Annotated in this window: 12 protein-coding genes; 4 read left to right on the top strand and 8 right to left on the bottom strand. The window is 59.2% G+C overall.

Going from position 1 to position 13299, the window contains the following annotated elements:
• Positions 1-29: 29 nt before the first annotated feature.
• On the bottom strand, positions 30-998 hold the full coding sequence (locus ACXHRN_RS01615; RefSeq protein ID WP_488639612.1) for an aliphatic sulfonate ABC transporter substrate-binding protein: 969 nt from the start codon (positions 996-998) through the stop codon (positions 30-32).
• A 203-nt stretch (positions 999-1201) separates the two neighbouring features.
• Entirely contained in the window at positions 1202-2638 is a 1437-nt protein-coding gene (locus ACXHRN_RS01610; protein ID WP_488639611.1) for an FAD/NAD(P)-binding protein, read from the bottom strand.
• A 206-nt stretch (positions 2639-2844) separates the two neighbouring features.
• Between ACXHRN_RS01610 and ACXHRN_RS01605 the strand changes: the two genes are divergently transcribed.
• Entirely contained in the window at positions 2845-3405 is a 561-nt protein-coding gene (locus ACXHRN_RS01605) for a flavin reductase family protein (RefSeq protein ID WP_488639610.1), read from the top strand.
• Here ACXHRN_RS01605 and ACXHRN_RS01600 read toward each other — a convergent pair whose 3' ends face one another.
• The 4 genes from ACXHRN_RS01600 to ACXHRN_RS01585 form a co-directional block, all read right to left on the bottom strand.
• Complete coding sequence (locus ACXHRN_RS01600) at positions 3406-3864, bottom strand: RrF2 family transcriptional regulator (RefSeq protein WP_488639609.1); 459 nt, start codon at positions 3862-3864, stop codon at positions 3406-3408.
• Positions 3865-4047: 183 nt separating this feature from the next.
• On the bottom strand, positions 4048-4236 hold the full coding sequence (locus tag ACXHRN_RS01595; RefSeq protein ID WP_488639608.1) for a hypothetical protein: 189 nt from the start codon (positions 4234-4236) through the stop codon (positions 4048-4050).
• A 331-nt stretch (positions 4237-4567) separates the two neighbouring features.
• Complete coding sequence (locus ACXHRN_RS01590) at positions 4568-5929, bottom strand: FAD/NAD(P)-binding protein (protein WP_488639607.1); 1362 nt, start codon at positions 5927-5929, stop codon at positions 4568-4570.
• Between the two features lie 190 nt (positions 5930-6119).
• A complete protein-coding gene (locus tag ACXHRN_RS01585; protein WP_488639606.1) occupies positions 6120-6740 on the bottom strand; it encodes an RBBP9/YdeN family alpha/beta hydrolase in 621 nt (206 codons plus the stop codon).
• A gap of 271 nt (positions 6741-7011) precedes the next feature.
• On the opposite strand from ACXHRN_RS01585, the gene ACXHRN_RS01580 reads away from it, so the two are divergent.
• Entirely contained in the window at positions 7012-8115 is a 1104-nt protein-coding gene (locus tag ACXHRN_RS01580; protein ID WP_488639605.1) for an acyl-CoA dehydrogenase family protein, read from the top strand.
• Between the two features lie 97 nt (positions 8116-8212).
• On the opposite strand, the gene ACXHRN_RS01575 is transcribed toward ACXHRN_RS01580, so the two are convergent.
• A complete protein-coding gene (locus ACXHRN_RS01575; RefSeq protein WP_488639604.1) occupies positions 8213-9097 on the bottom strand; it encodes a UTP--glucose-1-phosphate uridylyltransferase in 885 nt (294 codons plus the stop codon).
• Between the two features lie 241 nt (positions 9098-9338).
• Between ACXHRN_RS01575 and ACXHRN_RS01570 the strand changes: the two genes are divergently transcribed.
• Positions 9339-10508, top strand: coding sequence for a lytic murein transglycosylase (locus tag ACXHRN_RS01570; RefSeq protein ID WP_488641793.1), 1170 nt, complete (start codon positions 9339-9341; stop codon positions 10506-10508).
• 88 nt (positions 10509-10596) lie between these two features.
• Complete coding sequence (locus ACXHRN_RS01565; RefSeq protein WP_488639603.1) at positions 10597-11826, top strand: SGNH/GDSL hydrolase family protein; 1230 nt, start codon at positions 10597-10599, stop codon at positions 11824-11826.
• 12 nt (positions 11827-11838) lie between these two features.
• Here the strand turns inward: ACXHRN_RS01565 and ACXHRN_RS01560 are convergent, their stop codons facing one another.
• Entirely contained in the window at positions 11839-13293 is a 1455-nt protein-coding gene (locus tag ACXHRN_RS01560) for a glutamate synthase subunit beta (protein WP_488639602.1), read from the bottom strand.
• Positions 13294-13299 lie beyond the last annotated feature (6 nt).

The raw sequence follows: 13299 nt of genomic DNA, 5'->3' as shown, positions 1-13299 counted from the left end.
CTTTTCCATAATGCTGGCGACAAGGCGTCTCAGCTTTCCTTCGGGTGCCAGACGATGTCGCTGACGGTAAGCTGCTTCGGCACGACCTTGAGCGAATAGAAGTAGTCGGCGAGGTCCTGCTGATATTTTGCCGCTGCATCCGACACGGTGTCGATCGCACCGAGATCGGAGCCGGCGCGAGTGAGCGTCTTGAGGGTTACCTCTTCCTTCAGGCCGGTGATCTCGGCGAGCGCCTTGTTGGTACTCGGAATGTCGGCCTGCGCCGCGGCACCAAACTTCTTCACCTCATCGAGGATATCGACGATGATATCGGGATGAGCCTTCACGAAGTCACCGTTGCCGAGGAAGTAGCCCCAAGGGTCAACGATGCCTTCGGAAGTAACCAGGAGACGCGTTTGCGGATCGGTTTCCGCCACGGCGAAGAATGGATCCCATATCGACCAGGCATCGACGCTGGCATTCTTGAATGCCGCTGCGGCATCGGCCGGAGGCAGATCGACGCTTTCGATGTCATCCGGTGTCAGGCCGACGGTGGCGAGAGCCTTGAAGGCAAAATTGTGGGCACTCGAACCACGCTTGTAAGCGACCTTCTTGCCTTTGAGGTCGGCCAACGTCTGGATCGGCGAATCCTTGTGCACGAGCAGACCGTGGAACGCTTTCGGTGGCTTGTAGGTGCCGACATAGAGAAGGTTGCCGCCGGCCGCCTGGGCGAACAGCGGCGGCACATCGCCTGTCGGACCGAAGTCGAGCGCGTTGGCGCCGAGCGCTTCAAGGAGCGGCGGGCCGGAATTGAATTCGGACCATTCGATCGACACGTTCTTGGCTGCGAGTCGCTTCTCCAGCACGCCGCGCTGCTTGGCGATTGCCAGGATGCCGAACTTCTGCCAGCCGATCCGCAATGTAATGGGATCGGCCGCCTGAGCCGACCGGACGGACGGCAGCGCCATCGCTGCTGCTGCGGCACCAAGGAGACCCAATGTCTGTCTGCGCGTAACCATGAAAAATATCCTCTCGATGAAAAGACCTTGGCCGTCACCCACTCAGTGCGCCATGACAACTATATTGATATATTCTATTATTTTTATCGATATTATATCGACACAAAAAACAACCCCATTCCGGATCAGATTTCCACCAATCCGGAAATAACGGAATCATTTTCCAACAATCGCCAAAAGGGCGTGCCGAGGCCTAAACCGGGTTAGGCCGCGTCCGATGCCGGCGCCAACGCTGAGTCCTTCTTGGCCACGCGCCGGGCCACTTGGCCAGCGACCTCGACCGCGTGCTCTGTAACCTGCGGCAGGCCCATCAACTCGCCGAAGGTGCCCCGGGCCAGCGGGCCGGCGATGAAGAGGCCGGGAACAGCAACCCCCGCTTTGTCGAGCGCCTGAGAATTCTCATCGCAGGCAATGCCCAGCCTGGCGGGATCGGAGGTGATCACGCCTTCGTCCGCCAGCAGTTCGAGGAATGGCTGGCTGCTGAGGATGCCGCCATGCGCCGGGCCGGTCGTGACGACAACCGCGTCGAAATCACGGATCAGCGTGCCGCGACCCTTGGCGAGCTTCAGCGCCGCGCGGACACGACTCTCATGGTAGGAAACAACAGCGATCGAGGCGGAAAGCGTTTCGAGTTGGCCACGCAACGTTGCATCGATGATGGCTTGTTCGACCTGCGGCGCGATGCGGAAGCGATGCACGTCCCAGAATGGCCGCAGATGCCGGACGATCTTCTTGCGTTCGGACACCGGCAGGTTCTGCCAGATCACTCGTCCCTGCCCGCGCACTGCATCGATCACCGCATGCCAGCTGACGTCGAAGATCGCCGCCTCGCGGATGGTCTCGCGAATCCGTCGCGTCAAAAGCCGCGCCGAGCGAATTGGCCGCGAGGTGAAATCGCCGTAGGCCTCCTGCGGTGCCGCCGCATGACCGCGCGAGCGGAGGCCGCGGCGGGAAATCGCGGTGATCTTGCCGCAATGGTCGTTTTCCATCAGCGAGGCGATAACATCGGCCGAGGTCAGCCCATTGCCGACGACGAGCACGCTGTCGTCAGTGCGGATCGCAGCCAGCGCATCCGGAATGGTCGCATCGGCGATGAAGCGGGGGTGTCCCTCGAGAATCGAAACCAGGGCCTTTGGCGCAGCAGGCGATGGGTGGCTAGTGGCGATCACCAGGAGATCGACCGCAAGCTCGCCGCCGTCTTCCGACTGGATCACCCATCTCTTGCCATCCTTGTGAACAGCGCTGACACGTTCGCGGCGATGCTCGATGCGACCGTTGTCGACAAAGGGTATGACATGGCTGTTGACGTAGTTGCCGAACACCTGCCGGCGCGGAAACAGCTGGCCGTCACGCGCGACCACGCCGATGTCGCCGCTGACAGCACCGGTCTTCTCGATCCACTCAGAGAAATGCTCGGGCCGCTCCGGGTCGATGCTCATGCGCGTTGCCGGCACATTGATGCGGTGGACGGGATCGGATGTGTCGTAGGCGAGGCCAGCGCCCAACTTCTGGCGCGGTTCGAAAATGACGATGCCGGCGGCATCGGCGGCCGGATTGGAGGCGAGATGAAAGGCGAGCGTGCCGCCGGTAAACCCACCGCCGATAATGCCGATCACTGTCTGGCGGTTCTCGTTCGTCATGATCGCAGTCTCCGAGGCCGTAGCTCATTTTTCTCACAATTACGGGCAACCGGCAACCGCCGGTCGATGGCACCCGCATTACGGCGTGAAGTACCAGCCGATTTCCAATGCATATATAATCTATAATATTAGTTGACAATATGCTTTTTGCCTCTACCTTTAGCGTAAGGCCGCTTCGTCCGGCATCAAAGAGAATGGAGTTTGCCATGAACATTGCCCAGAATCACACTGCCTTTCCGCAGGAAAATTCCGAGCGTTCAGCGCATGCGGAAGTTGCGGCGGTCAAGCTCGCCATGCGCAGCTTGGGCGGTGGGGTTTCGGTCATCACGGCAGGACGCGGCGATGATCGCACCGGCGCAACGGTCACCTCGGCAACCGCCTTGTCGATGGATCCGCCGACCATGATCGTCAACATCAACAAGAGCTCGTCAAGCTGGCCGGTCATCAGCCGCCACCAGCATTTCTGCGTCAACATCCTGTCGCACGAGCAGCAGGCGGTTGCCGATCGTTTCGCAGGCATTGGTGGCGTCAAGGGTACGGACCGTTACCTCGGCGCGCAGTGGACGACGCTTGTCACCGGCGCCCCTGTACTGGCCGATGCACTGGCAGCGATCGATTGTGAAGTCGAGGAAATCATCGAGCGCCACAGCCACGCCATCATTCTCGGGCGTGCGGTTGCTGTCGTCTCGGGCTACGGCCAGTCGCTGATCTACAACAACGGCAAATATGGCATCGCCAGCCCGTTCCAGATCGCTACCAACAGCTGATCAGGACGCGACTTTTTCCTTGGGGGTAAGGTCGACCTCGGCGTAGTGGCCGGACACCAGCCGTGCCAGCGTCATATTGTCGAGGATTTCGGCAACGGCATCGCGCACCTCGGTCATCGACCGGCGCACCAGACAGGTCTCCGGATCGCGGCAATCGTCACAAACTTCAAAGGCCGTACGGCTGGCGCAACGGATTGGCGCCAGCGGCCCATCGATGACGCGGATGGCATGGCCGATGCGAACCTCTTCGGCGGGACGCGAGAGCGAGTAGCCGCCCGTGGGGCCCTTCTTGGAGCGAACGATGCCGGCATTCCTGAGTTCAAGCAGGATCGTGTCGAGGAACTTTTTGGGAATGTTGTTCTGCGAGGCGATTTCGGCGCTGAATGCAGTTTCGCCAGGCGGCAAACTCGCCAGCGCGATCAGGGCCTTCAGGCCGTATTTTCCCTTGTTCGTCAGCATCTCACACCGATTCCGCCACTGGTATTGCCCTACATAACCCGCTTTGGCGGATCAATGAAGGTGGAATACGCCAATTTATGGGCTTTAGCATCGCTGAAAGGTGTTTAGACTTCGGAAATATACGGCAAAATCGATATATTCGCGTCCTTCGGGGCAAAACTTCGCCGTTCCGCCCCTGAAGACCTACGCAGCGAACGCTGCTCCGCCGCTCAGATGCGCGCGAATCGCAATGTTCACTTCGCTCAGAGAGCGAAACCGGCGGCCGTCCAGCCCCATGACGTGATACTTCACGGCCATGAACTGAAAGACGCCTTCAAGTGGAATGACTATACCGACGGGAACCCCGCCAAATTCGACGACAGCCTTGTGCATGATCTTACCCGCTCGATGATCTGGGTCTGTTTTGCTGGTGTGTTGGAATGCCGACGCCTAAGCATCACATTCGTTCATTACAGAAACACGACATGCAGGCTGAAAACGGAGCGCAAAGGATGTGGCCATACGATTTGGCGTGAATGGTGACCATAGTATTCCCTCCTGTTTCCGTTTCGACCAGGAGCGACCGATTCCCGATCGCCTATGATCGGAAATTATCTTAATCTATCATTTTTGTCAATTACTAAAGACGGAAACTAGAATAAAATTCCAACAAAGTTGTACGGTCAACTCTCCTGAGCAATTTCATTTCAGTCGATCAAGTTGCTCAAGCGGCCACGGCCAGCCGCTGCGCGACGTCCCGCGCCTGCACCCGGATATCCGGAACAGCGAAAATTTCCCAGAACTGGCCGACTGTCATCGGGCCGATGGCGTACGAGCCGGTATCAGCAGTGCCGCCGCTCGAAAGCACACGCGACTGCGAATCGACGGCGACGCCGAGACCCAATGCATCCTGCGCAATGAAGCCCTTTTGGAGCATGTCGTTGAGCAGCGGCAGCTTGCCGATCGAACATTTTTCCATGCCGGTGCAATTGATGACCCGGCTCGCGGCAATCCGGCGCTCCAGGCGCGAATGCCGCTCCATGAAAGTAACCGATACCTGGCACTCGCCATCCGCACAGATCCGGTCGATCCAGCCCTTGTGCATGACCAGTTGTCCCGAAGCGCGCATTGCATCCAGCACACCGGCGATCTCTGGCGACATGCGGTGACGGTGAATGTTCCACCAGGAGGAAGCGTGACGCAGGAAGCGACGACGCTCCTCGATATCCATGTGCTGCCAGATGGCCTGGGTTACCGGCCGCAAGCCGTCGATGACGCTGCGCCAGTCCGCAGCCTCGCCAGCCGCCTTGCGCAACATCCGCTGCATTTCGCTCAGCCGCGCGGAACCGGGCTCAAGACCTGGATCGATCGCCGGCGCCCTTGGCACGACATGCGGATGCGGAAGCAAACCATGCCGCGAAAGAACATGGATACGCCCACGATGTCCACGCCTGCGCAGCGAGACGACCTGATCGATCATCGTTAGGCCGCTGCCGACGATGAACAACGGCGCATCGCCGTCGATCCGATCCAGCCATGGCTCGGCCCACGGATTGTTGACAATGAGCGGCTGCGCATCCGCTTCGATCCGCGATGGTGCGATCGGCAGGCCGGCGGGCGTGCCGCCAAGACAGAACACAGTCTGGCTCGCATCGACAACATCGGCGTTGGTGAGTTCGAAAACCTGCTGTTCCGACGAAAGCTGATGGCAGACCAACGCCTGTGAATCGACGAACTGTATGCGAGCGCGATTTCCCGTACGCTGCAAGCCTTCCGCAAGCGTCTCGGATATATAGGATCCGAACAGCTTGCGCGGGATGAAATCCTCGGCGCCGTGACGACTACCCCGGCGGTCCAGCCACTCGACGAGATCGTTGGGGCGGTCGGCAAACAGGCTCATCCGACCCGCGGCGACATTCAGGCGATGGTTTTCATCATCGGTCGAATAGGCGACGCCGCGGCCAAATCCATTCTGGCAACCGATGACGGAAATCCGGCGTTCCGGCGGCAAATGCTCAAGAAGATTGATGACGACGGCGGTGGCGGAAAAGCCCGCTCCGAGCACGGCGATATCGGTCTTCGTCATTCTGGTCTCCGGAGATTCGTTCTACACATCGACCATAATACGCATTAATTTTATTTAATCCACCATTTTTATAGAGTTTGTTTTCCCATATCTGGTGATTGACGAAATCGTGGAGAAATCCGGAAAATCGACGGAATCGCAAGAGAGCGGCGGCACGCGGCCACCGCTCTCTTGCTTGAATTTCTGCAACTCAGTCGTAGTCGCGCGACGAGTCCTTGGCACCAAGGCCGAACAGCCCTTCAAAGAAACCCGTTCGCGGCTCAGAGACATTACCATAGCTGTGGCGATCGAGCCGCGCGGCGAGCCGATAACCACGCTTCCAGCGACCGTAGCCGCTGGCGATGTTGACGTGGCCCGCGCGCCCGAGATCGACGAGGTCGCTGCCCAGCGCGTCTGCATATTGCACCGCCGCATCATAGGGCATGTAGGGATCGTTGCGGCTGGCGACCAGCAGCGATGGGAACGGCAGCTTTTCGGCCGGCATCGACCGAAGCGACACGCTGCCGGGATGCAAGCCATTCACCCGGAGGAGATCGCAAGGCGCAACCAACAAGGCGCCCTTGACGAGATGCCGCGACGGTCTGGTCGCCAGACCTGCCGCGATAACCGCACCGACGCTGTGGGCTACGATGATGGAACCGGGATGCCGCGACAGCGCCTTTTCGATTTCCGACGTCCATTCAGCGAGGTCCGGACGAGTCCAGTCGCGCTGCTGCACGAGGATGGCGTCAGGGTCGTCCTGCAGCCAGTAATCTTGCCAATGGCCTTCGCCGGAACCGTTCAAACCCGGTATGATCAGCTTCGTCGGCATGGAGCATCCCCTTTTGGTAGCGTCACCCAAAATTGCACCTTTCCATATTTTCATACAGCATCCGTCACAAAAAGAAAATATATTCTATATTTTTTATAGATTAAGAAAATGCTGTGCCTGAATGGTGGGGAATGGCCGTACTAAACGAAGGCTCGGGCCGAAGGGCATGCCTTCCAGCTTGCCAATCCGGTCATTATCTATAATATATATCGAGTGTGTGCTTTTGAAGCGTTCGCGTCGTCACTCCAAACAGACCTGAAAGGGACTCCTCATGGGAACAGTTTCACGCCTGCCGGAGAAAGTCCGGATGACCGCCCCGATCATCGGCTCCGAAGCCGAAGCATTTGACAGCGTTCACGATATCGTTCGGCGCCTCGCGACTTTCGCTGATGCGAGTGCAGCGCATGAACTGAATGCGCGTGCCATCGCGGGCATGCTCGCCGGTTCCGGCATGCTCGGAATTTCCGTTTCGTCCGATTCGGGCGGAGCCGACGTTTCGAATGCGGTGCTGGGCGAAATTGTCCTGAAGGTTGCCGCTGCCAACAAGCTTGCGGCCACGTATCTGTCCAACCACCTCTATTGCGTCGAGTTGCTCCGCGACTTGGCGGCGAACGGTCCGGCGAGCTATTTCCATGGCCGGGCGCTGGCTGGCGACATCTTTCACCTCGCGGATGCCATCAACGGCAATGCCGCCACCTTGTTGCCGGAGCTCGGCAAGCCGGGCTGGCGCCTCAACGGTTCGGTCGAGGCGACCGAGGACATGATCCATGCCGATTTCATCGTCATCATCAGCCCCCTGCCCTCGGGTGGCGAAGGAGTCTGTTTCCTGCCGCGCATGACGCCGGGCATGCGGCTGCGCGACAACCAGGCGAGCTTCCAGAACGTGCATGTCGACAGCGATTGTCTGTTCGAGATCGACGACCTGCAGGCGACCACAGCGGAACCCGTCGGCCATCTGCTCAAATCTGCAGAACGGCTCGGCTGGGCCGAACGCAAGCTCAACGACTCGCTGGCGCGCCATGTGCGCTCGGTGCCGCAACAGAAATTCGGACAAGATTATCTCTCGCTGCTCGGGCTGACGGTATCACGGCTTGAAAACGGCAAGGCTGCGCTGGAAAGGGCTGGTGGCAAGATCGACGTTGCCCAGGTCAACCCCGGCGAATTGACGATCAAGAATGCGACCTTCTCGGCGACCATCGCCCATTCGAGCGCAGCGGAAGCCTTCGATCTCGCCTCCGAACTGCATGAATTCCACCCCGAGGCCAAGCGCGATGCGCATGTGGCCGGGCATGCCTTCGGTGCCGTTACCATGGACATCGATCCCTACGGCCACGTGCCGATCGGCGCAACCATGTTGGATGGCAGCCTCCACTAAGCAGAAAACCGCGCGCCTTTTCGGGCACGCGGTTCAATTCATGGCGAGAAGCAAACAGACCGCCTGCCGAAATCCGATCGGCAGGCGGCTTTTGTTGTTATTTGAGGGCTGCGACCAGCGCCTTCAGGTCGGCTTCGACCAGCGGACGGATATCGGGCCGATCAAGCGCGAAAGCCACGTTGGCCATGATGAACCCGTCCTTGGCACCCGTGTCGTAGGTCGCGCCCCTGTAGTGATAGGCGGTGAATGGCTGCTGCTTCAAGAGCTTCAGCATGCCATCGGTGAGCTGGATCTCATTGCCGGCACCCCGTTCCTGCGTCTCGAGAATCTTGAAGATCTCCGGCTGCAGGATGTAGCGGCCGTTGATGAAGAAATTCGACGGCTGCGTTCCCGGCGCAGGCTTCTCCACCATGCCGGTGATCTGGAAACCAGCGCCGACCTGTTCGCCGGTAGCGACGATACCATAGCGATGCGCAAGCTCGGGCGCACATTCCTCGACCGCGATGACGTTACCGCCGCTGATGGCAAAGAGATCCACCATACCCTTCATGCAGCCGACATCGGACTTCATGATCATGTCGGGCAGCAACAGCGCGAAAGCCTCATTGCCGACGATGTCACGCGCGCACCAGGCGGCATGGCCGAGGCCGAGCGGCTCCTGCTGGCGGGTAAAACTCGCGGCACCTGCCTTTGGCAGGATTGATTCGAGAATCGTTAACTCGGCCTTCTTGTTGCGCGCCTTCAGCGTCGCTTCCAGTTCGAATTGTATATCGAAGTAGTCTTCGATGATTGCCTTGCCGCGACCCGTAACAAACACGAAGTGTTCGATGCCGGCTTCGGTGGCTTCATCAACAACGTACTGAATAACCGGCTTGTCCACCACCGTCATCATTTCCTTTGGGACGGCCTTTGTTGCCGGAAGGAAGCGGGTACCAAGACCAGCGACGGGAAAAACTGCCTTTTTGACTTTTCCAAAACTCACTTTTTTCTCCATATGCCGAGACGGATTTTTGCTTCTCTGTCACGTTCTAAACTCTATTTGCTATTGTTTTTTAATGAAAGTGACCGAGTGCATTTTCCATGGTAAAGAATTTGTTGACTTCGCTGCTGTAATTTGTCGGTTTGAGCCGGCGTCGCCGGCCCCCAGGAAGCATCAAGACCGGGTTGTAGCCATGCAGAATGACCGCAAGAATCGATTGATACGAAGCCTGTTGCCGATCGCGATGGTGGCCGGCCTGCTCTTTTCATCTCCCGCCCGCGCCGATCAGGGCTTCGTCGATTGGATCAATTCCTTCTATCCTGTCGCCGCCAAGGCCGGGATCAGCCGCACGACCTATGTGAAGGCGTTCAAGGGTATTACAGAACCTGACCCCACTGTGCTCGAAAAGGCCAATTATCAGCCCGAGTTCAAGCACCGGATTTGGGAATATCTCGACAGCCGCGTCAACCCCTACACCGTCGGAATTGGCAAGGACATGCTGCGCCAGCATGGCGCGACCCTCAACGCGATCGAGCGGCATTTCGGCGTCGACAAATATGTTCTCCTGGCCATCTGGTCGATGGAAAGCAATTACGGTGCGGTGCTCGATAAACCGGAAAAGCTGCATAATGTTCCGCGCGCGTTGGCTACTCTGGCCTATACAGACAAGAAGCGTGCCAAATTCGCCCGAACCCAGTTGATCGCGGCGCTGAAGATCCTGCAGAACGGCGATGTCTCGCCCAAACAGCTGACCGGCTCCTGGGCTGGGGCCATGGGTCACACCCAGTTCATCCCGACGAGCTACCTGATCTACGCCTATGATGCCGACGGCAATGGCAAGCGCGATATCTGGAACTCGATCCCCGACGCACTGGCGACTTCGGCTAATCTTCTCAAGAAGAATGGCTGGCAGGCCGGCAAGACCTGGGGCTACGAGGTCACCGTGGGTGCAAATGCCGAAAAATACGCCGGCAAGTCCAAGTCGCTCGCCGAATGGGCAAGCCTCGGTTTCCTCCGCCCGAACGGCAAGAGCTTCAAGAACGGCAAGGACCGCGCCACGCTGAAGCTTCCCGCCGGCGCCAACGGACCGGCCTTCCTGATGACCAGGAATTTCTACGTCATCAAGAGATACAATGCCGCTGATTCCTATGCGATGGGGGTTGGCATGCTGGCCGACGAGATCGCCGGCTACGGCGGCTTGAAGCAGAATTGGCCACGCCCGCAAGGCACGCTCGACGTCAAGCAGAAGTTCGAACTGCAGTCGCGCATGAAGGAAATGGGCTATTATGATGGCGAGATCGACGGCAATTTCGGCTCCGGCTCGAAAGCGGCGATCTCGGCGATCCAGGCCCAGTTCGGCATGACCCAGGACGGCCAGCCGTCCGAGCAACTGCTGCGCGCCTTGCAGAAATAGACCGTTTCGCCGTATGATCTGGTGATTGGCAAAGGCCGGACAGAAATCCGGCCTTTCGACGTGGCAGGAACATCGAGGAATTCAAACCATGACACGCCCGTCGCATGGGAACCGCGTTTTTGCACCGCTTCGGCTGCTATTGACGATTGTCGTGGCGTTTTCATTCGCTCTGCCGCTGCCCGTGTTCTTTGCCGCCGAACAGGCCCATGCACAGGAATATCGCGAGCGACGCTCGATCATCGACATGATTTTCCGGCGCAATCGCCCACGCATGCAGATCCAGCGGCCGGTGTTTAACCAGCCCAGAAAAAAGCGCAAGCCGAGAAACTCGGTCGTACAGCGCAATACTCCCAACTCCTCCAACTCCTCCTCCCGTTCCTCCGTCGTTGAAGTGGAAACGGCGGTCCAGAAGGCACCGGATGCCAAGAAGGTGCTCGTCATAGGCGACTTCATGGCTTCCGCATTGGCCGATGGGCTGACGATGGCAGTGGAGAATGATCCGTCTGTTGCGATTGAAAAAGGTGCCGACGGCTCATCGGGCCTTGTCCGCGCCGATCATCTGGATTGGCCGGTGACGCTCGAGACCAGGATCGGCGAATTGAAGCCCGCGCTCGTCGTCGTCATGATCGGCACCAACGACCGTCAGCAGATGACGGTCAACGGCACAAAGGAAAAATTCCGATCCGAAGCTTGGAATGCCGAATACGAAAAGCGCGTCTCGGCACTGATTGCTGTGATGTCGAAAAACAAGGTGCCCTTCATCTGGACCGGGCTACCGGCATTCCAGTCGCCCTCGCTTTCGGCCGACGCCGCCACCTTCAACAGCTTCTACCGTAGCAAGGTCGAAATGGCCGGCGGCACTTTCATCGATATCTGGGATGGATTTGCCGACGAAAACGGCAAGTTCATCGCCAGCGGCTCCGACATGAACGGCCAGCCTGTGCGCCTGCGTGGCTCCGACGGCTTGAGCCTGACCAAGGCCGGCAAGCGCAAGATGGCTTTCTATCTTGAAAAGGACCTGCGACGGCTGCTCGGCACAGATGAGATTGCCAACCTGATCCGGCTCGATGCTGCCAACCTGCCACTGGAGGATGCAGCAAAGGTGCCGACTGCGGTCAACATCATCAGCGTGCCGCCAATCAGTTTCCTGGACCCGGAACTGGATGGATCGGGCGCGTTGCTGGACGGCAGCCTTGTGCCTAAGCCGTCGGGTCTCTCCCCTCGCGATCTGCTGGTCGGCAAGGGCGAGACCGGCGACGCGCCCGAGGGCCGCGTCGACGACTACAAATGGACGCCGCCGGCAAAGCCGGCGGGCTGAAGCTGCATATTTTTAACGCGGCAGCGTCGTGGAACCCATCAACGCTTCATCGATGGCGCTGGCCGCCTGGCGGCCTTCGCGGATCGCCCAGACCACCAGCGACTGGCCGCGGCGGATGTCGCCGGCAGTCCAGAGCTTGTCGACCGACGTCTTGTAGTCCTTGTCGTTGGCAACGACGTTGGTCGAGCCACGGCGATCGGTATTCAGGGTCAGGCTGTCGCCGAGATCGGCAATCAGGCTATCGCGGAACGGACCGGAAAAGCCAATGGCGATGAAGGCAAGATCGGCCTTGATCACGAATTCCGTGCCTGCGATCGGCTTGCGCTTCTCATCGACGTGACAGACCTTGACGCCGGTCAGCACGCCATCTTCGCCGACGAACTCGAGTGTTGCAACCTGGAATTCGCGAGCGGCACCTTCGGCCTGCGACGACGAGGTACGCATCTTGGTTGCCCAATAGGGCCACACGGCGAGCTTGTCTTCCTTTTCCGGCGGCTGCGGGCGGATGTCGAGCTGGGTGACGCGGACTGCACCCTGGCGGAATGCCGTGCCGACGCAGTCCGATGCGGTGTCGCCACCACCGACCACGACCACATGCTTGCCACCGGCCAGGATCGGCGCCGACGGCCAGCCGACGCTTTCGATGTTTTCACGGCCGACGCGACGGTTCTGCTGCACGAGATAGGGCATGGCATCATGGACGCCGGCGAAATCAACGCCCGGAATGCCGGCATCACGCGGGGTTTCCGAACCACCGCAATAAAGCACCGCGTCATAATCGGCGAGCAGCGTCTCCATCTTGACGTCGACGCCGACATTGACGCCGCAATGAACGGTGACGCCCTCGCCCTTCATCTGCTCGATGCGGCGGTCGATAAAATTCTTTTCCATCTTGAAGTCGGGAATGCCGTAGCGCAGCAACCCGCCCGGACGGCTTTCGCGCTCGTAGAGGCTGACATTGTGGCCAGCACGCGCAAGCTGCTGGGCAGCAGCCATGCCAGCGGGACCCGAGCCGATGACCGCGACCGACTTGCCGCTCTTCATCGTTGCCGGTTGCGGCACGATGTAGCCCATCTCATAGGCCTTGTCGGCAATTGCTTGCTCGACGGTCTTGATGGCGACAGGAACGTCTTCGAGGTTCAGCGTGCAGGCTTCCTCGCAGGGCGCGGGGCAGACGCGGCCGGTGAATTCCGGGAAATTGTTGGTCGAGTGAAGATTGCGGATCGCCTCTTCCCACTTGCCGTTGAAAACGAGATCGTTCCAGTCGGGGATCTGGTTGTGCACCGGACACCCCGTCGGGCCGTGGCAGAAGGGAATGCCGCAATCCATGCAGCGGGCGGCCTGTTTTTCCACTTCTTGATCCGACATCGGAATTGTGAATTCGCGGAAATGACGAATTCGGTCCGAGGCCGGCTGGTACTTGCCAACCTGCCTGTCGATTTCAAGAAAACCCGTTACCTTGCCCATACTCAT

Source organism: Shinella sp. OV683, from assembly GCF_057787725.1.
This window is presented reverse-complemented; position numbering and strand designations above follow the sequence as displayed.

Coding starts and splice junctions, on each gene's coding strand:
- ACXHRN_RS01580 (WP_488639605.1), top strand. CDS start 7,012: ATGGGAACAGTTTCACGCCTGCCGGAGAAAGTCCGGATGACCGCCCCG.
- ACXHRN_RS01590 (WP_488639607.1), bottom strand. CDS start 5,929: ATGACGAAGACCGATATCGCCGTGCTCGGAGCGGGCTTTTCCGCCACC.
- ACXHRN_RS01585 (WP_488639606.1), bottom strand. CDS start 6,740: ATGCCGACGAAGCTGATCATACCGGGTTTGAACGGTTCCGGCGAAGGC.
- ACXHRN_RS01600 (WP_488639609.1), bottom strand. CDS start 3,864: ATGCTGACGAACAAGGGAAAATACGGCCTGAAGGCCCTGATCGCGCTG.
- ACXHRN_RS01615 (WP_488639612.1), bottom strand. CDS start 998: ATGGTTACGCGCAGACAGACATTGGGTCTCCTTGGTGCCGCAGCAGCA.
- ACXHRN_RS01565 (WP_488639603.1), top strand. CDS start 10,597: ATGACACGCCCGTCGCATGGGAACCGCGTTTTTGCACCGCTTCGGCTG.
- ACXHRN_RS01595 (WP_488639608.1), bottom strand. CDS start 4,236: ATGCACAAGGCTGTCGTCGAATTTGGCGGGGTTCCCGTCGGTATAGTC.
- ACXHRN_RS01560 (WP_488639602.1), bottom strand. CDS start 13,293: ATGGGCAAGGTAACGGGTTTTCTTGAAATCGACAGGCAGGTTGGCAAG.
- ACXHRN_RS01570 (WP_488641793.1), top strand. CDS start 9,339: ATGGTGGCCGGCCTGCTCTTTTCATCTCCCGCCCGCGCCGATCAGGGC.
- ACXHRN_RS01605 (WP_488639610.1), top strand. CDS start 2,845: ATGAACATTGCCCAGAATCACACTGCCTTTCCGCAGGAAAATTCCGAG.
- ACXHRN_RS01610 (WP_488639611.1), bottom strand. CDS start 2,638: ATGACGAACGAGAACCGCCAGACAGTGATCGGCATTATCGGCGGTGGG.